The sequence below is a fragment of the Gilliamella sp. Pra-s52 genome (assembly GCF_009795805.1).
In the GTDB taxonomy this organism is placed as follows: Bacteria; Pseudomonadota; Gammaproteobacteria; order Enterobacterales; family Orbaceae; genus Gilliamella.
Map to the genome: position 1 here is coordinate 1 of NZ_WTEY01000024.1, position 19144 is coordinate 19144.

Sequence of the window (19144 nt, forward strand, 5' to 3'; positions counted from 1 at the left end):
TCCTCAAATTTTAAATATAAAAAAAACCGCAATTAAGCGGTTTGTTCTGATAACTTGTTAATTAATCAAGAAATCCGTTTGAGTTATTTGTTAACAACGCTAACGAATTAAAAGAAACTTTACATTGATTCACAAATGAATGTTTATGTCGCTCGCCAATTAATTGAATATCAACCCTACTACCGAGCGGAAACGGAGGTATTGGCAGGTATAGATTATCTATTTTTCCATCATTAATTAATTGATTAATATTAAAAGAGAGTTGATTGTTAAATAAAAATTGTAACGTCACTTCAGATACATTGCCGTTGCTGCATTCAACTCCTGTTGGTCCAACAAAGCACAGCGTTTGCCAGCATCCGTTCCCTTCAACTGTCATTATGTGCGCTGAATTTTGTGGCGGTTGAAGATTAAATCCCAAATAAACATCACGAACGTAGTTTTTTGCTGAGAGCACATTGCCTTTAATCTGTCCAACGTTTAACGTGCCTTTAATCTGACAGTTCTCATTAATCACAACATTGTTTAATTCTCCAGAGGTTGCTCGTAATTTCCCTGAAATATCAGCATTGACAGCCTTCAACGCTCCAGTTTCTTTAGATAGCTGCCAACCTTTTTTACCGTCAACATAATTATCAGACTGAATGATGTTGCTAATTTTCGCATTAGTTATTGATCCATCTTTAATGTGTGCATCTGTTATTGAGCCTTTTCCAATAGCTGTATCGTTGATAATCACTTGATTGCCGTGAGTAGTGAAAATTACCTGAGGGTCACCACCTGCGGCATTCATAATTGAAAAACGATCTTGTAAGAAGATGACATTTGACTGCATGCCATTATCGGTATTCTCAACGCCCATCGTCATACCGGCAACATACTGTTGACCTTTATTATCAACCTGAACTTTCATTGTCCGATACGCTGATAATTTCCCGTTTGTATCTTGAATAGCTTTTGATACGTCGGTAACTTGTGTTGACACCTCACCAATATTAGTATTGATTGAATTAATAGCATCCGCTTGTGCTGAGATTTTCTCGCCTTGTTGAGTTACTTTTGTGCTCATTTGATTAAGAGCGCTAACATTATTTTTAACGCTCTTATTTGTGTTATCTATTGATGATGATAAGTGTGTTAAAGTGCCGCTTTGAGATTCAATCAACTCGCCTTGTTTTATTGTTGTTTTCTTAAGTTCATCAATATTAGCTTTAGCTCCGTCCAAAGTTGAAGATATTTCATTAAGTTCAATCGCTGTAGCTTCATGTTCTGATGCAATTAACGCTTTAGTTTCTTTTATCTCTACACTAACATTGCCCATTGTCTTGCGCCATTTTTTCGAGTTCACGTCGTTAGCTAACGCATTTTCAATGATCGCCTTTGCGTTTTCTATTGAACTAATCGCTGCATTATCAACTGAATCAATAAGAGAGTTCCAAGCGTCAGTTTCTTTGATTTCATCAAAAATATGATCGGTTAAATCGTTAGTATTTATACTAGAAATCCCTCTAACCCATTCTGTCCAATCACTAACGTTTCCGATCTTATCAACCAATCGAGCACGATAGAAAAACACTTGACCAATTGATAATCCTGTTTGTGAATAACTACAACTTGGATACGTAACATTACTTAACAGTAGCGCCTTTTCTTCACTCTCATTAGTAGAGTATTGGATTTCAGTATGACTTGTGTCACCGCTACCATCAGGAAACGACCACTTTAAATCAACGCCAAAAACAACGTCATCACTAGCTGTAAACCCAATTGGCTTATCAGGTTTGCCAACCTTACCTTTAATTGAAGTCGCTTGTGAATATGCCCAAGGTGAAGATACATCAATGGCATTAACTGCTCTTACACGGACATCATAAACACCTGAATAAATCCCTTCGACAGTAAAATTTGTGCCGTTTGTGCGACCAACATTAATCCAAGCTGAATTATCTTTTCGCCATTGTGCAACGTAGTTTGTTGCTCCTTCCACCGTATCCCATGTTGCATTTAAAGATGCAATTGACAATCCTTGTGAGATGTAGCTGCTTTCTGAAATAACAATATTTTTGGGGGTAGAAATTGAACTTGGCGGAGTAACGGTAATAGGTTTTGACTCAATCCGAACGCCCTCATCAATATATTTGAATTTATCAGGGTCGTGCTGAATAGCCGTTATTGTAAACTGACCTTTTTCAGTTGCCGATATTGATGTCACTCTAAAATATTGAATTGCAATATTATCACTATCTATACACCAAACCGCACCAACCACTGGTTCAATTTTATAGTTAGCAGAAACCGTAATCGTTTTTTTATCGGTACTGATTGCTTTGATGGTTCTACTTTGAGCTGTGCCATCTGGCAAGTTAATTACTAGTCGATCACCTGCGCCATAATCAACAGCCCTATCTAGCGTTATTTTTCGCCCAGAAACTGCATGAATTCGTCCGCCGTTTTCTTTACCTGAACGGGACGGATCGGCTACGCCAATAATTCGCGCAGGCATAGGGATATACCCATCCAAGCCAACGGTAAAAGTGATTACCTCATCTTTCGCATTGGAAAGTAATGCCCAGCGTCCCCTCCGTTGGGCTTCTGCTTGTGATGTACAACCAATCGCAGTTAATTTCATCACATTAACATCGTATCGACGCATTAAATCATAGTCCCATACCGCTTCCACATCATCACAATAATGGTTATTGGGGTCAGAATAAGCAACTAAGCACGAAGTATACCGATTTTTATATGAACCACCTGAATAAGCAAAATCCCCAATAACATTTGATGGATGATAGATAAAATCAGGCTCGTCTTGTGGCATGTCAGCCGTTAAACAAATCTGGTCATTACCCCAAAAAATTATCCCACGAAATGAAGCCACCAAATCTTTAAGTACTGTGTAAGCGTCCTCTTGGCTTTGTATATATTCATTACAAGCAAAACGTGGTTCTTTGCCTCCTTTTCCATCCGAAACCATTTGGTCACAATATTGTCCAAGCTGATAGATAGACCATTTATCTAACATGGTAGAATCAATCCGTAATCCCATGCCCGCTATCTCATCACGCATTAAATAATAAGCCAGCCAAGCAGGATTATTCGTGTAAGCCATTTTAAAACCGCCTCGCCAAGCCCCTAAGTATGTTCTACTGACTGGATCGTAATTATCGGGAACTTGAACCAGTTTTCCTTTTAGCTTACAACTGATCTTGGGCACGGCTCCGTTAAATTGACTAGCATCCAATTCAATATAAAGCAAGGCGGTATTAGGATAGCGTAGTTTACTATCAATCACTTCGGCATATGAAGACACACCAAACGCGTTAATTAATTTACTATTAGAGTTAGAATCTGGCGTTAATCTTCTTACCCGAATAGCCCAACCATTTACCGCACTTGGCAGATTTATTCGATGATCTCGTTGATATTCAGATGTTGTTTTACCATTAAATTCCGCATTCACAACCGTTTCAAAAGCACTACCATCCGTTGATAAATCAATAGCATAATTCACAATTGTACCAACAATATCACCGTTATCTTTATATTGAACAAGCGTAGGCAAACTCAACTTAATTCTAATGGCATCTAGATCTAAATTAGAAAATGAACGCACCCACGGTTTATTGGCTTTTACTATATAATTTGCTCGCAACTCATTACTGATTTCAGGAATACCCTTAATATAATCTTGAGTTTGTGAGCCATTACGAAACTCCCACGTAACACCATTAAAATTACGTGAACCATCGGCATTAGCTAATGGGGTGTTATCAATATAAATATTTTGTTCTGTAATATCGCCTTGAATCTCACCCTCACTCAATGCAATCAATGCTTTAAGCTTAGCTGTTGAAAGTAGATTATCTGGTTGTTCATACGGCTTATGCTGTTTTTTACTACCACCTTTTTGACCCTCTATCAAATGCATAATTCACCTATTGTTGATCTTCTGAATAAATACCAGCGTTAATTACCGCACCACCAATTTCACGCTCACCCAACAAAATAGCCACAGGATAACCTACAGCATTGGTATTAACTGGCGCACCAAATCCATAATTGGGCTTGTTTTCTGCACTAGATGAACCTCCAGCTTTAAACTTCGGTTGAGGCGTGAGCAATTGAACAATCCCACCAAGCATCATGCTAATACCGATTCCTGCAAGCGTTGATGAAACAGTTATTGTTGCACCAAACATGGTTAACGATGCGCCACCAGTAAAAAAAGCGGCAACTAAAGCGGCTGCCCCTATAATTATTTGCAAAAAACCACCACTTTTTGCCCCTTGAGCTACAGGCATGATCATGTAATTTTTACCACTTGCATTAATATCAAACTCATCAATACCAATGTTTTTGCCGTCAACAAAAAATGCAAATTTGACACCTTTCATATGCGCTGAGCCCATGTATTTTTCAAAGCCTTTTATCGTTGCACATAATGCTCTTAATAGCTCCTTGATATTTTGCACATCGTATTGATGGTTCTTACCAAATTGCTTAGCCATTGCGCCTTTAAATGTTACATTACTCAGCATTAAATAACTCCTTGTGTCGTACTATTCGAACGGTTCTATCTCTAAAATATTTACCATACGGCGTTCTTGATGATAATTGACCGTAAAGATGATGCAGAATAAGATTATCACCTACATAGATAGCGGCATGGTTTGTAACCTGTGCACCAATTCGCATCATAATGATGTCGCCAATCTTCATGTCTTTGAGGTCCACCTCAACAAACCCCTCTGATTGCCAATTGTCATCATAAATATTTTCATCTCCACTCTCCCACCATTCGCGAGTAACAGAATAGTTCTTTAGGCTAATGTTATACTCTCGTTTATAGTAATCCATAATAAGCGCCCAACAATCAGCATACCCTAGCAGCCATTGACGCCCCGTATAATCCCGATTTATACGCGGTGATATTGTGCAAAAATCACCATCAGGGACAGACATAATTCCCCATTCAATTCCTGAATAATCGCATTGAATACGGTCAAATTCCGACGGGACAAGTGATACCACATCAGGGTGAGAATGAATAATCATAATGATTTCACCTCGTTTCTCGGCTTCCAGTTGCTCATCAGGTGAGATTAAAAAATGCTCTTTGGGATTGTCTGATATGTTTTTACACGGTATATATTTTTGAGTTTTACCCGTATCCACAATCAGACCGCACGCCTCGTTAGGATATTCACTTTCAACATGTTTTTTTATAGCATCTAATAATTTTTGTCTCATATCATTTACCTTGTAAATTTGCCGCAGGGAAACCACCAAAAGGGAGAGGATTATTACCATGGCGAGCTTTACAATCCTTTAATAATCCGCCGCATTGATCTTTAGCAGGATCGTCAGTCTCTATACCATCTTTAGTGAAGTACTTATTGCCAGCATAGTCGCACCCTGTCCCTGTTCTATACCAACCGCGCATACACCAAGTACAAACCGTTGTTATTTGCCGTGTGGGCAATTTAAGATTTTGTATGTCAAAAGGTGAACATAATTCAAACTCAACGGTCGCTTTTGTTTCTTCGCGCTTGTTATTGATAAAAAATAACTGGACTCGTTCTTGTGTGGGGTCTGCGATAGGATTTCCATTAAGCCAATTATCCGCATCAAGATATTTGGCCATTGTCGTGTGGATTTTGACTTTTGCTTGGACCAAATCATCATAATCAATACAAAGACGAGTTACCCTACCGTCTATATTGCCAACTGATAATCTTGGTGTTGGTTGTGAGCCAGTGCTACTTAATTCAATGTCTTTTAACTCATAGGGATACGGTAAATATTCTTTACCTTGCCATTTTATTGACGGCAAATTCTCCGCAGCAAATGACGCCCACCCGTCGGGCGAAATATTATGAGCATGAAATCTCAGCACTTCATCAAGACCAAATTTTGTGCCATCGACTTCTATTAGTTGTATAAGCTGGTTACCCTCAAGGGTTTGTAAATCTTGTGCTATTGGCATAGTTTTCTCCAGACATAAAAAAAGCCCGCAATAGCGAGCTTTAGGTTTGATTTTATTTTGTATATCTACATTAGATTTTCCATACTCAGTCAACAACAATCAGCATGTTTTTGTGAGGAAAACTGCATTTGCAAACCTAATGCTTGAACAATTTTAAAGATTGTATTAAAAGTAGGATTACCCTCACCTGATAACGCTTTATAAATACCCTCACGGCTTATACCTGTATCACGTGAAAGCTGACTGATGTTTTTAGCTCTAGCTATATCACCAAGCGCAATAAATAAAAATTTAGGGTCTCCTTCTTCTATTGCGGCATTTAAATATTCTTGCATTTCTTCATCAGTATTTAAAAAATCAACCACATCAAAAGTTTTTAGTTTTGTAGTCATAATTAACCCCATTTATTTGCTAATTCTTTAGCAATTTTAATATCTGTTTGTTGTGTATCCTTGTCACCGCCACACAATAAAATAACAATTTCATTATTGCGGTTAACAAAATAAACCCTATACCCTTTTCCACAGTGAATACGCATTTCTGATACACCGCTGCCTACAGGCTTAACATCACCAAAATTACCTTCTTGCATACGACGAATTCGAACTTTAATTTTAGCTGCTGCAGTTTTATCTTTAAGCGACTTCAACCATTTTTCCATTTGCGGTGTATAACTTACAGTAATCATGCTTTATTCCTGTTTTAATTTAAAACTATTATATCTTACACTGCTAGAATGTCAACCATGGTTATCAATTCTAATTATTTATATTTTTACTAAAACTTATATAATGCTTATATTGAGGTTAATCATAAAAATAATAATGAATAAAACAATCGATGTTGAAACAGGTGTACCAAACGAAGTTGTTAACATGGTTTTTGATAATAACTATTCTCCTGCACAAGCATGGCGTGAGTATTTAAAATTATCTCAAGTTGAAGTTGCGAATAAAATAGGTATTAGCCAATCAGCTTATTCTCAATATGAAAAAAGCCAAAAGTTAAGAAAAGCAACACGAATTAAAATTGCCCAAGCACTACAAATCAAGCCTGAACTGTTAGATTTTTAATAAAAACCCGCCGAAGCGGATTAGGAGCTAATAATATTTGATCTAAAGTTAACTTTTTAATAAATAACGATTTTAAATTTAAAGTATTTATATAGTTGTAATAAAGTTATTATTAATCAACACATTAAAAACTTGTTCTGCATTTGATTGATCACTAGTTTTTCATGATAATAACCACCCGCAGGTGGTTTATGTCTGCCTATTCGGCGGTAAACTAGATTATATCAAACATAGCCTTTTGTTTTAACTAAATTTTAGCCATTTTTTCGAAAATAACCCTTTTTTATCACATGAAAATTAATTAATAATAATCAATATATTAAAAAAGGGTCTAAAAAAAGGGTTAAACTAACGACTCAGAATCTTCAACTAATCGCAAAGCATAATTAACTAAATCTTGTAATAACCAAAATATATTTGATTTGTCATCGCTTTCATTAACATTACTACCCATAAGATAAGCCAATGATTTTGCCTGTTCTAAATTTTTAACTATTATTTCATAGTCATAATTATCAATGATGTGTTTCATGCTACAACCTCCGCTTTTTCAAATAAAGTTGACATTTCATACGACATTGTCGAGATTGCACCTATACTGTTTATTAGAGTCTCATCAGCCCACTTACTTTGACCGTTGTCGCTAATTAATAACTCTGCAATTGCAGCAATGTGATTTATTTTTGCACATAAAACGTTAAAATCGTTCTCTTGAATAATTATATTTCTGTCCATATTTACATCCTCAAGTTGCCCCTCTGCGGGCTTATAATTAAGCGGCTATTTTTTGTGATAAAAGTTGTGATAACTTTGCTAATCCTTTTGGAGTAATTAGTACCTGCTCCACTATCTTTTCACTACCGTCACTTCTTGAGACTGTTGTAATCTTATGTTCTAGCAACCCTTGCTTAACCTTATCTTGATATCCAAGCCAATGATGACCACCTGTTCTTTTGTAGATCCACCCCATTGAATTTAATTCTTGAAAGAATTTTCTGGGTTGAACTTGTAAATGTTTAGCTGCATCAGTTACACACATACTACCCTCTGCTTTAGTAGCAATACGATCAAAAGCAGCAACCGTTGGCTTCATTTCTTCAAGTTGAGATCCTAGTGTTTTATTTTCTATCATCAGCCTTTCATTTTCTTCTTCGGCTTGAATAACCATTAGAGCAAGCTCTTTTGTTGTTGGGAGTTTTATTTGATTGTTTGAAGCTTGCTGCTCTAATTCTTGCCATCGATCAACAACAAAAGCCATAAACTCTGGTGATAATCTAGCAACGGTAACAAGTGAGTCACGTTTATTTAACTCATAGTAATCAAACCATTGATTTCTATATTCAAATTTTAGTGGCTCAATTTGAGCGTCTAAAACTTGAGCAGACATTAAGTCTCTAATTACTCGTAAAACGTTTTTATGCTCTTTATTTGTCAACTCCGCTATTTCACGGCTAGACATTGTCAATTGACTTTTATTAACTAAAGTTATATCATTTTTCGTAGATTTGATTCCTCTTTGCTGTGGGATTAATGATTGAACCTCAAGTGTTGCTGCACTTGGGGTTTTTGTTTTTTTAGATGTTTGCATTTTTTACCTCTCTTTGTTTGATTTTCTTTTCTTTATGTTCTGCTAAAGCTTCAACTATCACAAAGTTTAGCGATCGTCGGCTACATTCAGCCTCTTTCTCGTACCATTCCCTTAAATCATCAGGCATTCTTGTCGGGAACGGTTTAATTTTACTTACTCCATGAATCAAAATGATCCCCCTTTATTGTGTTTACGTTTATTTTACATGCTTATTTTGGATCATAATGATTCAGTTGTCAATACTTCTTATAAAAACTATATTATTGTAATGAGTCAAAAGGAATCACACTATGAACACAATAAAGCCTTTCCCAACGAGATTAGATGATGACGTACGTTCATATTTAGAAAATAGCTCGAAAAGCAACCTCAGAAGCCTTAACTCTGAAATCGCATATAGGCTTAAACTAACAATAGCGTTAGAAAATCGACTTGCGTGTTCAATTGATGAAATGGATATGAAAATCAATGAACTTATTCTTTCTGAAAAATATAAAAAACTCTACCATGAGGCTAATAATAAATTGAGGCAACATGAATCAACAGTGAATTCAGCCTTAGGATTAGCAAATATGAATAATGAAAAAGTCATTAAAATGAAAACAGAAAAAGCATTAAACTTTATATCTGAGGGTCTTGATGATCTAAAAAATATTCTTTTAAAAATAAATCTTCCAGAAAAGGAGACCAAAAATGAAAACAATGAATAAATTAATACTATGCATGTTATCGCTGTTTTTTAGCAATTTTGTATTTGCGCAAGATTCACTGATTGAAGCGAGAAATGTTCCTGCAAGCACATTAACGAGTATCTTTTTAAGTAACCCCATTGGATTTATTTTATTTTTCGCTCTTGCATGGTTTTTTGGTAAGCACTTTTCAAAATAACTAATAAAAAACCCTCTAAGAGGGTTTGATTAAATTGCTTTGATAGTCAACAAATATGTAATTTTTATTGTTTCACTCGTTCGCAAATATATTCGAACTTTGTTTTATTATTTTCACTGCTATCGCTATCATTAGTATAAATATCCTCCGTGACATCAATAACTTTATATTTATCAGGAGAAATGTATGTTATAGATTTTTTCGATTTTACCTTATGGTTATCTAGTTGATTAATGATTTCCGATTGGTCATAATAGGAATTTAGCTTAAACGGATAAGAAGTCGGATTTCCAAAATTAAAATACAGAACATTATCTTTCATAAAATATTTTATTGGACCTTTATCTCTTTTAATCTCACCATAATCCTGAAAAGCGCCATCTTTCCATTTAGCAATTTGTTGCGCAAAATCACATCTCCAATCCCCAATAAGCATTTCTTCAGTTACTTTTTTTTCTTCACAGCCAAATAAAACCAAGCTAATTAGTAAAATTCTTTTCATACCATCTCCTTAGTTTTTTTGGTAATAGTATGAAATTTATTAACTAAGCGCAATAAAAAAACCGCGCAAGGCGGTTATACTGTTAGCTGTAATTGAGATTGATTCATTAATGAATGAAGTTTATTTTCAATGCGAGGCTTAATTCGTTTCCAGTTTGATAATATTCTGCCTGCTTGACTTGCCCCCTCTTTTTCGTAATGGAACTCAAAAAGCAGTTTATTTATCTCTTTCATGAATTCGAATCGCTCTTTAGTCCAATATTGATAAAGCACGTCGTAACATTCACGCTTATATTTAATTAGCTTGTCTTTTAACTCTGGTTTGATTTTCTTAGTACTAACGCCAAACAACCAACCATTCAGCATTGATAAAGGTAAATACACAATATCACGATTTTGTATGTCGCCATCTAGCTGCGTCTTCATTATGAAGACGGAGGTTTTCATTACTTCGTCACGCATGATGCGGTTATACTGAGATCCCCACTGTAAGCCGATATTCTTACAAATGGGACGCATTGAAACATAAAGCTGTCCGTTATGCTCAATAGCTTGGATTATTGTATTGCAAAATGGGACTTCTATTTTTTTTAAATTATTCATTAATCACTCCTTTTACCTTTTTAATAAAAGCTCACATGAAAACAATTCACTGAAGGTAGGCAGCTTCATGCTTTTACTCCGTCGAGCTATTCATGTGAGCGTTAAATTTTTATTGATTTGCTGAATAATGAGCATAAAAAAACCACCCGAAGGTGGCTTGACTGTTATTGATGACTGATGGGTGATTTTTCAAATGTTACCCTTTAAACTAACAATTATTTTGATTTGTGCATTAATTTCAGGGCTTCGCTTTCCATGATTTGAATATCGTTAAAAATAGTCTCGTTTTCAGCTATGTTATTAACTTTCATAACCCACGGTAAGCACTTGTAATCAAGCCCTGTAACGCCCCCCATGCTTGTACGCCACTGGGTGGACATTGCTTTAAATAGCTTAAAAACACCTAAATTTTCTTGCCATATTTCTACATACTCATCAGCGTAATCATCTTCGGTTAGACCGAATGCCGCCAGTTCATCCTTTGACGGCTCAGGGGTATATAGAGCAATGGCAAGTTCAATTAGTTTTTTTCGCGTTGACCTAACATTTCTTTATAATATGTATCGGTTATCGCGCGCCAAGCAGCAGGATAGTTATTTAATAAGATTTGCATGTTTTCTTGATTAAATTCTTCATCCAAACTCCAGCCTTGAACTATTTTCATGACAATATCGATAATTTGTTTATCTTTAACTTCATCTTCAAGTTTAGCGAGCTTATCTGCTGAATAATGTTTAAAGGTTAGTTCGATTTGCCCGTCCTCTTGACCCGCACGAGGAATTAAGACATTACTCTTAAACGTTGGTTCTGCGACTAATTTAAATTTTGCCATTTAGTTTTTCCTTATCTATCTTTATAAAATGTGATTGCTGGTGATTCAACTGTCGTATTGATTTTTACGGTTTCAATCTCGTTGATAGTCGTTTCGGGTGTTGGATCAAATGACACACGCACAGCGTCGTAGCGAGTTTCCTTTGCTTTTGGTACATACATTTTCATTGCTACCACATCGTTTGTTTGATCCAATTCTTGAAGCACAGGATAAGCTGGTAAAGAACTGTCATGAGCAATGGTGTAACTTTTACTTTTCGCCGATTTAATGGTCGGCAATTGCTTTTCTTTGTCATCTTCAAGGAATTGAATTTGAACATATTGTTGCTCGCCACCCTCGGTTGAAACTTCTTTGATTTGAGGTAAACGTTCCCAAGATGTAATTTTAGTAACCGTCCCAGCACCCTCATCAACAGGAAACATATTTACATTGCTGGTGTTAATATTGCCCAATGTTACGTCCGCAGCATTAACCCGAGTAATTTTGGCCACAACGTAATTAAGCCTTGCCCAACCCGACGTGATTAGAACCTCATCGCCGACCATAAGCCCGTGATTCGCTTTCAATGTAACAACCGCTTCTTTGGCGTTTGTAATAGTTTCAAATGCTAAAGCCTCGCCTTTTGATTTTTGCACGTAAACACGTGCGCCGTTAGGTAATGCAAAACCCATAGTAAAACTCCTAATTTAATTAAATTAATGTATCAGCACGGTAATTCATGCTAATTGGGATGGTGTAAGTGGTTTTATCTGTGATAGCAGGATAAACACTAGGTATTGAGTTGATGTAAAGTGAAAAATTATCTTTGGTTAACTCTGTGTTGAGTTGAAAATGCTTAATAATCGATTCTGATATTTGCTGAGAGCGTGATTTACCAGTGTTAATTGGAGCAACTACGCTAACTTGGTAAACTCCTTTATAAATCCTTGAATTACCGCTCAAATCAAAGCTGGTTGTGATTGCTGGCAATATATTAGATTTTAAGTAGATTTCGTCATTAGGTGTTGCTTCGATGTTTTCATAAATGATTGGTAAACCTAGCTGGTTGGCAATGATATCTAAATGCGATTCGAGCAATTCTGAAATTGTCGAAATCAATTATTAACCTCCTTTTGTGGCGTTTTCAAAATGAACTTGAGCATTTAGTGCGGCGCCCCTGACAATACCGTTAGGCGCTTGTTTAGAGTGTCCAAACTCTAATCTCACGCTATAAGGTAGGTTGTTAGTGAAATAGATTGACTGAACGCCGTAAGTATACCGTCCAATCTGCTCGATACCATCTTTTAACGTGTCCATTCCTGATGGATCAATTCTATCCAGTTCAACAGATGCAGGCGCATTAAAGGTAACTTGCCAATTCCCCCGAAAACGTCCACCAACATAGCCTTTAGGTGCATAACATTGCCATAATTCAGGCTGTCCTACTGGTGACATTCTGATAATGTCTTGCAAGATTTCGATACTAGCCTTTTTAACTACAAGCTCATTTTTTGCTTTCGCTTTATCTACAAACGCATTGATAGACGATAGAAAGTTTTGACTATTCGACATTTACGCTTTCCTCAACTGTGCTTTGTAGCATATGAGAACATCAGCAGGTTTTACTGGATTAGGCTGTTTAATCAGGTATTTTTCTCCGTCAATAGTTACAATATCATTGATTTTCAGCTCAACATCAGCAGAAAAAACCATTTGAATATCGCCTGATTGAATAACTGTTCCGTCAATCTCAATCGGGTTATAATTGGTTTTTATGCCAATTGTTGTAAAGGTTTGATTTTCGGTAATAACTTCTTTACCGTTAACAATCGAGACCTTACCCTTTCTTAATACGGAGTATTTCATGCCATATTTTGAAAGGAGCTTCAAGGCCGTATTAAATGAGCGTTCATAAAAGTTTCCCATCACGACCTCTCAGCAATACAATTTATTGAAAACCCACGGCTAACAACCAAATCCCCCAATATTGACATAACAGCCGTATACTGCGGTTTAAAGCCAGATTCATCGACCGAATAAGCGACTGTTAACGCGCCAGCTATAGACTCCGACTTTACTGGAGCCTCACGCACACTAGGCAATAAATCATCCGAAATAGCTTCAATAGCTAACATACATTGAGCTGTGATTAGTGGAGTTGGGATCTCATTGCTAGATAATGAATAGCCATCCAAAACAATATCCTTTCTAGGAAATGGTAAAGGTTGGTTTTGTTTGGCTTTTTTACCTGCCCAATTTAATCCATTCAAATAGTCCATTGCTTTAATAAGTAATGATTCTTTATTGTTAGGTAAACTTATATCTCTTGCGTTAGCAAAATGCTCTAAATCATCAATGCTTGCATAACTGTTAAAGCTGCTAGAATTAAGATCGGCATTAATCATTCATCGCTCCATAAAAAGGGCTTTACGCCCTTTGTTTTAATTATTTACTTTGGCAGATCTGCTGTTAACGTTTGGCGCTCCTAGTTTAATTAAAACGCCAGCGGTAGATTTATTGCTGTCAAAGTGTTTTTTCCAGTTAACTTGATTGCTCAACTTAGCTAAATCTGGGTTAGCGCCTTTTGATGTATCCCAGCTATAACCGAGTAAGTCAATGTTAACTGTACCCTCTGCACGATATCCGATTGCTAAGTTTTCCTGCGTATTGATGTCATAAGAACGGAAGCCCGGAGCTTGTGACTCAGTGATTTTTACAGCACTTGCAACTAAACCTAAAATCGCATCAACTGGCGCAGAATCAGTAACTAATACAGGTTTGCCTAATGTGCCTGGTTGACCACCATAAACCACAACACCAGCTTCTTCGTATAGCTTGTTATCCATTGCCTGATCTACAATGTCAAAGTAGGTTGTAGAATGCATAACAAATAAAGCAACACGATTGAATTTGTCGCCATATTTGCGTAATCCTTTGGTTAATGTTTTCTTCCCATCGGTCGCAATATCCGCAGTTACTGTCATGTCAGTGTTAGCGCCAATAGCAGCCATTAGAGAATTGATGGCATATTTAACGTAGCCCTCTAATGTTGCATCTGCCACATCAACGCCGATCACCTCAGAAAATTCAGAAATATCACGCCCACGGCGTTTAAATGCTTCTTCTGTTGTTTCATAAGGTCCATATTTCCATGGTACTTTGACGCCCACAGCTTCGCCTGCACCGATTTTTTTACCTGTAACAGGATCAACCGAATTAACATCACGAGGGTCAATAGAGCCGTTAACCTTGTAAAATGCTCGTTTACGAAAATCTCCTTCAATTAATTCATTATCGATAAGAATTGCACCATTAGATGCCGCATTAAATACATCCAAGTTATCTTGGCGTCGTTCTAAAAATGCGGTTTGTGCTAAATCGTTGTAAATGATTAAATCTGTATTTACTGTTGTTGCCATTATTTAACTTCCTCTTAATCTTTTGGTAATTTTAAATATGCTTGTTGACCATATTTTTGGATGTAGTTGTGTTTTTCCGTACTGGTCATTTTTGAACGAACTAAATTGGAACCACCTGCCTTGTGACCTCCGCCTCCAGTGCCTTCGGCTTTTGGAAATAGGTGTGGAGCATTATCTTTTAATGATTTCACCCACTCTTGAGGTGTTAACGGAGTTTTACCGTCTTTACCAAGTAAAGGTTCGCCATCTTGTCCTACTGCGACAGCCTCGCCGTCATCACTTAAAATAAACATGCCTTTGGCACGTAAACTAATATCTTCTAATGCTTCTGGTAACGCTCCTGCTTTCAATGCCGCATTAGTCATTTTGTTGCTAAGCACAATACTGCTATACTTTTCGGCTTTCTTTTGTGCGCTATCAGCTCGCTCTTGTTCTGCTTTGAGTTTTTTATCAAACTCGCTTCTAAACCGCTCTGTGCGTTTGTTTAATACCTCATCGATTTTCCCTGCTGAAATAAGTTTTGCTTCTTCATCATCTGAAAATCGCTGTAAAATTGTTTTGACGGCGTCAGGATCAATCCCTTCAAACTGCTTTAGTTTTTCAGATAATGCCTTTTGCTTACCGAGCAATTCGGTATTTTTATTTTTTAAGCCTTGCGTGTTTTCAGCAACTGCTTTATCAATTAAGGCTTGTACTTCTGGGGTGATTGTTGCGCCACCACCAGCATCGCCACCTTCTTGCGCTTCTGAATAAAACTTTCGGTTGATTTTTCTAAATAACATAATTTCCCCTCAGGATTTGAGCTTTGCTCTGAAAATAAAAAAGGTCGCATATAGCGACCTTGTAGATGTTCATAAATATTTATTTATCTATTGTTTTGCTGTTTTCCATTTTATGGGTAACTGCACTCATGCTCATAGCCATCATGCGTTTAATGGCTAAATTTGGCTCGTTATCAATTAACCTTTGAATCTTCACTAAGATGTCATCATCCCACGGCTGTTTTTGAATTAAATCGTGGACCTTTTTTAGATTATCGTTTGTCATGTTTTATTAACCATTCTAGTATTAAAGGATGAATTCTTTTTCTCGATTCAGTATCGCCAAGCATATACAAAGCAAAGCTTTCAGAAAAAAGCTCCTCATTTGAATCTGAAGAATAATAACTTAGCACATGCGCCCATTTATCATTATATGCAATTTGAGTGATTTTAGATAAATACTTCTCATCTTGATAATATAGATAGTGCCCAAATTCATGTGCTATTGTTCCTTTTATGCTTTGAACTGATGCGTAAGGCAAGACATCCAAGTTAGCAATTATCTGTGCTAGCTGTTTTTTATCTGGAGATAAATCAATTTCATAAATGGCCATATCTTTAAACCCTAGCATGGCGGCGTTTTCTGCAATTGCCTCCCATTCGCTTGGGTCTAACATCCATTGAGCCATGTGAATTGAGTTTTGAGATAAATTATAAGCACCAGCCGCAGTTTCCAAAAATGTATCTTTTGTTCCTAACCATGAGAGTTTTGATAAATTGAACCTTTTAATAATATCTTCTGATATTTCAGCAACATCTTTAGCGCTTTCGAGAGATGTATCTTTCGGAAATTTAACATTAGCAGCTATGCTTTTTCTTTGCATCCAATTTTCAACATCTTCAACTGTTCTTAAATTTGAAAGTTGACCACTAAGTTGGTTGTTTAACTCGTCAATTGTTAATAAGTGTCCATCGCGAGTGAAAAACTTTTCTGGCTCAATTTCTCCATTTCGTAATAACCTCGCTCTTTCTACCCCTAATATTTGCTCTTGCCTATCCTGTGATTGTGTTTTTAGCCAATCAAGATAAGAGGTTTTGGCTGGAACTTGACCATCCATTGATGCTCTTGTGCCTGTTTGCACCTCATCAATGTCGATCCCTAGTTCTCGATAACTTTTTAAGACAAATGTCTCAACAGACCGACAACAAAAATGTAATTTACCCGGTCCGTCACCGTATGGAATGTCATGACCTATAGGCTGGTTATCTAATGTATACTTTTTTAAATCGCGAATAATACACATCGGTGTAGTACTAGTATCAAGCGTAGATAACCATTGCTTGCCTTTTATTAAATCGCTATTAGCCTTTCCGAACTCATCACGAGAAACGGCTGCTGTGTGAGATACGGCAGAGCGAATTAATGATGATACGTTTCTCTTACTCGTTTCTAAAACGCCATCTTTATAATTGTTCTTTTTAGTACCTCTCACTCTCCTAATAATCTGTTCAGTGGTTTCACCAGTTGCATAACCAGTTCTAACGGCGTTGGTAACACGTTTAAGCCTGTCATCTTCGATATTGCTTACCCATTCTGATAATAATCGCCCTTGAAATGGTTTTGCTTTTACCGCCGCAAATAACTGATTCGGCGATATCTGCATTAAAGGGTATTTAGCTTTAACAATATCGGGTAATAACGATTCAAACAGTGAATATTGATAATTACTCTCATATTCACTAAATGCATTTAATTCACAAAAGAGATAATCAGAAAATGAATTTAATGATTTAACACTACTGAGCATTGATTCAAGTCGTGATATTTTAAATTCGCTAGAAGATAAATCATCTAACGCAATATATAGTTGGGCTGTTAACTGTTTATCAACGACGTTTAGTAGTTTAAGCGATTCTCTTATTAAGTTATGTTCATAACCAACTAGATTAACGCGGTGATAAATTGCTTCATCGCGAAGTTTTTTGTTAATTGTCATAAATTACCTAACAACTGAGGAGCTGCGTCTTTTAGCTCCTGCTTAACAGTTTCAGGATCTGCACTTGGGTCAATGATATCTAGTTTTTGCATTGCACGTATCATGTCCTCATCCCTGATTGCGCCTGATTGCCATGAGCTAACAATAGCGGTAATCATGCCAGCATCAGCAATCTTAGAAATAAACTCTTGATTGATAGAACAGACAATGTCATCAACCACTATCCCAAGATAATGAGCGCACCATTTCAGCGCTATCGTGTAAGCCTCCGACACGTTAGAGCAACATATACCGAGTACGGATGTTGATGCTGTTTGATCACCATTAGCTTGTGTTGCTGTTTTAGCTGATGAGTTTTGTTCTATTAACCTAGCACCTAGTGCCACCATATAATTGCGCTTATCGTCCATACCCTCTTTAGCTAAAGTGTTGGGTTGCGCTTGAGCGTAAACAAAATTACCACCCTGAGGAAGTAATAATGGGGTACGAGATCCAATCTTGACACCATTCTTTTCCAAGAAATCTCGCCATTCTGTGTCTAATCCGATGATTGCAGGCTGAACCTGCCCACAAAAGAATAAACTATCTTCATAATCAGCACTATTACGATAGTGTCCTAAATTAATTTCAACTAATGAAGATAAAGGAGAATCATCAATTGTTGGGTCATTGTTTTGAGCGCCTACAAATGTAAATGGAATTTCATGCCAATGATCTTCATTTTTTGGTTTTGGCTCATAAATAGAATCAATTTCATAAGGTCCACTGTTATTTTCACCTGTGCGACGCCAAACCTTACAAATGAACTTGCCATCGTCAATAGCTAGCTCTCTGTATTGAGTGATATCTTTAAAACCATATCCATCTGAGACTTCAACAACTTCCCGAAGAACAACTAAAACCAGCTTATCTTTACCGTTAATTCGTTGTGTTCGCCAATTAATAATATCTTCTGCTTTATACGATAAAATCATAGCCTCATTAGAATCTGAGGAATAATCAACATACAGACCATGGCGACCAACTTCTAATACTGATTCAAGCGTTGATTGTGACTGTTGGTAAATACTTGTTCCCGCACCATCTGCATTGGTTTTGAGATATTCCAACTTGTTAGGGATGCTAATTGTTGGATCTTTGCGGAAAGCCATGCCAATTAAACCAATTTTTGTGTGACCAGTAATGCTATAAAAAACCGCCCTTGCAATATAATCCTGGTTGCGTTTTTTATTACGTTCACTCTTATCGGTAGGATCTAAATAAGGTAAATACTGATTACCTTTTGATTTAATTATTTCAGCGCCAGCACAAACATCCCGCATTTTTTCCCAGTTAATAGATGCTTGTTTGTGCTCAGGTCGAATAAAAGTAATGTCATGATTCATTAGAATGTTGTTTCCATTTGAATTGTAAAAGCTTGTCTGCGTGCATTTCGATTAGCCACAGCAAAATATCTAAACGCATCCGCGCCGTGTGATGTATGGTCATGTAGCGGTTTATCTCGCCAACAGCCG

26 protein-coding genes and 1 pseudogene are annotated in these 19144 nt (G+C 36.7%); 3 read left to right on the forward strand and 24 right to left on the reverse strand.

Features of this window, described 5'->3' with window-relative positions; all coding sequences use genetic code 11:
* Nucleotides 1-61: 61 nt before the first annotated feature.
* From gpJ to GQ594_RS11205, 6 genes are all read right to left on the reverse strand, one after another.
* A complete protein-coding gene (gpJ, locus tag GQ594_RS11180; protein ID WP_160412906.1) occupies nt 62-3931 on the reverse strand; it encodes a TipJ family phage tail tip protein in 3870 nt (1289 codons plus the stop codon).
* A 7-nt stretch (nt 3932-3938) separates the two neighbouring features.
* On the reverse strand, nt 3939-4541 hold the full coding sequence (locus GQ594_RS11185; protein ID WP_160412908.1) for a tail assembly protein: 603 nt from the start codon (nt 4539-4541) through the stop codon (nt 3939-3941).
* The gene (locus tag GQ594_RS11190; RefSeq protein ID WP_160412910.1) at nt 4531-5253 is read right to left on the reverse strand and encodes a C40 family peptidase; all 723 of its coding nucleotides are present in this window, start codon (nt 5251-5253) and stop codon (nt 4531-4533) included. Before GQ594_RS11190 ends, GQ594_RS11185 begins: the two co-directional genes overlap by 11 nt.
* Nucleotide 5254: 1 nt before the next feature.
* Nucleotides 5255-5989: a phage minor tail protein L gene (locus tag GQ594_RS11195; protein ID WP_160412912.1), complete on the reverse strand. Its 735-nt coding sequence runs from the start codon at nt 5987-5989 to the stop codon at nt 5255-5257.
* Between the two features lie 89 nt (nt 5990-6078).
* Nucleotides 6079-6381: an addiction module antidote protein gene (locus tag GQ594_RS11200; protein ID WP_065561131.1), complete on the reverse strand. Its 303-nt coding sequence runs from the start codon at nt 6379-6381 to the stop codon at nt 6079-6081.
* Between the two features lie 2 nt (nt 6382-6383).
* Entirely contained in the window at nt 6384-6677 is a 294-nt protein-coding gene (locus GQ594_RS11205) for a type II toxin-antitoxin system RelE/ParE family toxin (protein ID WP_065561130.1), read from the reverse strand.
* Nucleotides 6678-6813: 136 nt separating this feature from the next.
* On the opposite strand from GQ594_RS11205, the gene GQ594_RS11210 reads away from it, so the two are divergent.
* The gene (locus GQ594_RS11210) at nt 6814-7062 is read left to right on the forward strand and encodes a helix-turn-helix domain-containing protein (RefSeq protein WP_202112583.1); all 249 of its coding nucleotides are present in this window, start codon (nt 6814-6816) and stop codon (nt 7060-7062) included.
* 343 nt (nt 7063-7405) lie between these two features.
* On the opposite strand, the gene GQ594_RS11215 is transcribed toward GQ594_RS11210, so the two are convergent.
* From GQ594_RS11215 to GQ594_RS11230, 4 genes are read right to left on the reverse strand one after another with little or no spacing between them, the layout of a single operon-like run.
* Complete coding sequence (locus GQ594_RS11215) at nt 7406-7594, reverse strand: hypothetical protein (protein WP_160412916.1); 189 nt, start codon at nt 7592-7594, stop codon at nt 7406-7408.
* Complete coding sequence (locus GQ594_RS11220; protein WP_160412918.1) at nt 7591-7797, reverse strand: hypothetical protein; 207 nt, start codon at nt 7795-7797, stop codon at nt 7591-7593. Before GQ594_RS11220 ends, GQ594_RS11215 begins: the two co-directional genes overlap by 4 nt.
* A gap of 37 nt (nt 7798-7834) precedes the next feature.
* Nucleotides 7835-8650: a phage antirepressor KilAC domain-containing protein gene (locus GQ594_RS11225; RefSeq protein ID WP_160412920.1), complete on the reverse strand. Its 816-nt coding sequence runs from the start codon at nt 8648-8650 to the stop codon at nt 7835-7837.
* Nucleotides 8637-8819 (reverse strand): hypothetical protein, encoded by a 183-nt coding sequence (locus tag GQ594_RS11230; RefSeq protein ID WP_160406195.1) that lies wholly within the window; start codon nt 8817-8819, stop codon nt 8637-8639. The genes GQ594_RS11225 and GQ594_RS11230 overlap by 14 nt, the downstream gene beginning before the upstream one ends.
* Nucleotides 8820-8940: 121 nt before the next feature.
* Here GQ594_RS11230 and GQ594_RS11235 point away from each other — a divergent pair, with 121 nt between their 5' ends.
* Complete coding sequence (locus tag GQ594_RS11235; RefSeq protein WP_160406194.1) at nt 8941-9360, forward strand: hypothetical protein; 420 nt, start codon at nt 8941-8943, stop codon at nt 9358-9360.
* On the forward strand, nt 9344-9538 hold the full coding sequence (locus tag GQ594_RS11240; protein ID WP_160412922.1) for a hypothetical protein: 195 nt from the start codon (nt 9344-9346) through the stop codon (nt 9536-9538). The genes GQ594_RS11235 and GQ594_RS11240 overlap by 17 nt, the downstream gene beginning before the upstream one ends.
* Nucleotides 9539-9602: 64 nt before the next feature.
* On the opposite strand, the gene GQ594_RS11245 is transcribed toward GQ594_RS11240, so the two are convergent.
* The 14 genes and pseudogenes from GQ594_RS11245 to GQ594_RS11310 form a co-directional block, all read right to left on the reverse strand.
* Nucleotides 9603-10040 carry a hypothetical protein gene (locus tag GQ594_RS11245; RefSeq protein WP_160412924.1) on the reverse strand — a complete coding sequence of 146 codons (438 nt, stop codon included), beginning with the start codon at nt 10038-10040 and terminating at the stop codon, nt 9603-9605.
* Between the two features lie 74 nt (nt 10041-10114).
* Entirely contained in the window at nt 10115-10642 is a 528-nt protein-coding gene (locus GQ594_RS11250; protein ID WP_160412926.1) for a phage antirepressor N-terminal domain-containing protein, read from the reverse strand.
* 215 nt (nt 10643-10857) lie between these two features.
* Nucleotides 10858-11163, reverse strand: coding sequence for a DUF1799 domain-containing protein (locus GQ594_RS12520; protein ID WP_442903540.1), 306 nt, complete (start codon nt 11161-11163; stop codon nt 10858-10860).
* The gene (locus GQ594_RS11260; protein WP_160412928.1) at nt 11163-11474 is read right to left on the reverse strand and encodes a phage tail assembly chaperone; all 312 of its coding nucleotides are present in this window, start codon (nt 11472-11474) and stop codon (nt 11163-11165) included. Before GQ594_RS11260 ends, GQ594_RS12520 begins: the two co-directional genes overlap by 1 nt.
* 11 nt (nt 11475-11485) lie before the next feature.
* Nucleotides 11486-12145: a phage tail protein gene (locus GQ594_RS11265; protein WP_160412930.1), complete on the reverse strand. Its 660-nt coding sequence runs from the start codon at nt 12143-12145 to the stop codon at nt 11486-11488.
* A gap of 19 nt (nt 12146-12164) precedes the next feature.
* Nucleotides 12165-12572, reverse strand: coding sequence for a phage tail terminator-like protein (locus tag GQ594_RS11270; protein ID WP_160412932.1), 408 nt, complete (start codon nt 12570-12572; stop codon nt 12165-12167).
* A gap of 3 nt (nt 12573-12575) precedes the next feature.
* Nucleotides 12576-13025, reverse strand: a complete 450-nt coding sequence (locus GQ594_RS11275; protein WP_160412934.1) for an HK97 gp10 family phage protein — start codon at nt 13023-13025, stop codon at nt 12576-12578.
* Nucleotides 13026-13379 (reverse strand): hypothetical protein, encoded by a 354-nt coding sequence (locus tag GQ594_RS11280; RefSeq protein WP_160412936.1) that lies wholly within the window; start codon nt 13377-13379, stop codon nt 13026-13028.
* Nucleotides 13379-13858, reverse strand: coding sequence for a DnaT-like ssDNA-binding protein (locus tag GQ594_RS11285; protein ID WP_160412938.1), 480 nt, complete (start codon nt 13856-13858; stop codon nt 13379-13381). The genes GQ594_RS11280 and GQ594_RS11285 overlap by 1 nt, the downstream gene beginning before the upstream one ends.
* Before the next feature lie 36 nt (nt 13859-13894).
* Nucleotides 13895-14872 (reverse strand): major capsid protein, encoded by a 978-nt coding sequence (locus GQ594_RS11290; protein ID WP_034910069.1) that lies wholly within the window; start codon nt 14870-14872, stop codon nt 13895-13897.
* Between the two features lie 14 nt (nt 14873-14886).
* Nucleotides 14887-15654 carry a hypothetical protein gene (locus tag GQ594_RS11295; protein ID WP_160412939.1) on the reverse strand — a complete coding sequence of 256 codons (768 nt, stop codon included), beginning with the start codon at nt 15652-15654 and terminating at the stop codon, nt 14887-14889.
* A gap of 79 nt (nt 15655-15733) precedes the next feature.
* Nucleotides 15734-15919: a hypothetical protein gene (locus tag GQ594_RS11300; RefSeq protein ID WP_160412941.1), complete on the reverse strand. Its 186-nt coding sequence runs from the start codon at nt 15917-15919 to the stop codon at nt 15734-15736.
* 652 nt (nt 15920-16571) lie between these two features.
* Nucleotides 16572-17630, reverse strand: a pseudogene (locus GQ594_RS12525) (hypothetical protein); the annotation flags it as partial.
* The gene (locus GQ594_RS11310; protein ID WP_160412943.1) at nt 17627-19015 is read right to left on the reverse strand and encodes a DUF4055 domain-containing protein; all 1389 of its coding nucleotides are present in this window, start codon (nt 19013-19015) and stop codon (nt 17627-17629) included. The gene GQ594_RS11310 and the pseudogene GQ594_RS12525, both read right to left, overlap by 4 nt.
* Nucleotides 19016-19144 lie beyond the last annotated feature (129 nt).

What these genes read in the sequence shown, in the direction of transcription:
- GQ594_RS11185 (WP_160412908.1), bottom strand. Translation starts at nt 4,541, where the DNA reads ATGCTGAGTAATGTAACATTTAAAGGCGCAATGGCTAAGCAATTTGGT.
- GQ594_RS11275 (WP_160412934.1), bottom strand. Translation starts at nt 13,025, where the DNA reads ATGTCGAATAGTCAAAACTTTCTATCGTCTATCAATGCGTTTGTAGAT.
- GQ594_RS11235 (WP_160406194.1), top strand. Translation starts at nt 8,941, where the DNA reads ATGAACACAATAAAGCCTTTCCCAACGAGATTAGATGATGACGTACGT.
- GQ594_RS11240 (WP_160412922.1), top strand. Translation starts at nt 9,344, where the DNA reads ATGAAAACAATGAATAAATTAATACTATGCATGTTATCGCTGTTTTTT.
- GQ594_RS11280 (WP_160412936.1), bottom strand. Translation starts at nt 13,379, where the DNA reads ATGGGAAACTTTTATGAACGCTCATTTAATACGGCCTTGAAGCTCCTT.
- GQ594_RS11190 (WP_160412910.1), bottom strand. Translation starts at nt 5,253, where the DNA reads ATGAGACAAAAATTATTAGATGCTATAAAAAAACATGTTGAAAGTGAA.
- GQ594_RS11220 (WP_160412918.1), bottom strand. Translation starts at nt 7,797, where the DNA reads ATGGACAGAAATATAATTATTCAAGAGAACGATTTTAACGTTTTATGT.
- GQ594_RS11290 (WP_034910069.1), bottom strand. Translation starts at nt 14,872, where the DNA reads ATGGCAACAACAGTAAATACAGATTTAATCATTTACAACGATTTAGCA.
- GQ594_RS11310 (WP_160412943.1), bottom strand. Translation starts at nt 19,015, where the DNA reads ATGAATCATGACATTACTTTTATTCGACCTGAGCACAAACAAGCATCT.
- GQ594_RS11215 (WP_160412916.1), bottom strand. Translation starts at nt 7,594, where the DNA reads ATGAAACACATCATTGATAATTATGACTATGAAATAATAGTTAAAAAT.
- GQ594_RS11250 (WP_160412926.1), bottom strand. Translation starts at nt 10,642, where the DNA reads ATGAATAATTTAAAAAAAATAGAAGTCCCATTTTGCAATACAATAATC.
- gpJ (WP_160412906.1), bottom strand. Translation starts at nt 3,931, where the DNA reads ATGCATTTGATAGAGGGTCAAAAAGGTGGTAGTAAAAAACAGCATAAG.
- GQ594_RS11205 (WP_065561130.1), bottom strand. Translation starts at nt 6,677, where the DNA reads ATGATTACTGTAAGTTATACACCGCAAATGGAAAAATGGTTGAAGTCG.
- GQ594_RS11210 (WP_202112583.1), top strand. Translation starts at nt 6,814, where the DNA reads ATGAATAAAACAATCGATGTTGAAACAGGTGTACCAAACGAAGTTGTT.
- GQ594_RS11295 (WP_160412939.1), bottom strand. Translation starts at nt 15,654, where the DNA reads ATGTTATTTAGAAAAATCAACCGAAAGTTTTATTCAGAAGCGCAAGAA.
- GQ594_RS11225 (WP_160412920.1), bottom strand. Translation starts at nt 8,650, where the DNA reads ATGCAAACATCTAAAAAAACAAAAACCCCAAGTGCAGCAACACTTGAG.
- GQ594_RS11285 (WP_160412938.1), bottom strand. Translation starts at nt 13,858, where the DNA reads ATGATTAATGCCGATCTTAATTCTAGCAGCTTTAACAGTTATGCAAGC.
- GQ594_RS11200 (WP_065561131.1), bottom strand. Translation starts at nt 6,381, where the DNA reads ATGACTACAAAACTAAAAACTTTTGATGTGGTTGATTTTTTAAATACT.
- GQ594_RS11195 (WP_160412912.1), bottom strand. Translation starts at nt 5,989, where the DNA reads ATGCCAATAGCACAAGATTTACAAACCCTTGAGGGTAACCAGCTTATA.
- GQ594_RS11265 (WP_160412930.1), bottom strand. Translation starts at nt 12,145, where the DNA reads ATGGGTTTTGCATTACCTAACGGCGCACGTGTTTACGTGCAAAAATCA.
- GQ594_RS11300 (WP_160412941.1), bottom strand. Translation starts at nt 15,919, where the DNA reads ATGACAAACGATAATCTAAAAAAGGTCCACGATTTAATTCAAAAACAG.
- GQ594_RS11245 (WP_160412924.1), bottom strand. Translation starts at nt 10,040, where the DNA reads ATGAAAAGAATTTTACTAATTAGCTTGGTTTTATTTGGCTGTGAAGAA.
- GQ594_RS11260 (WP_160412928.1), bottom strand. Translation starts at nt 11,474, where the DNA reads ATGGCAAAATTTAAATTAGTCGCAGAACCAACGTTTAAGAGTAATGTC.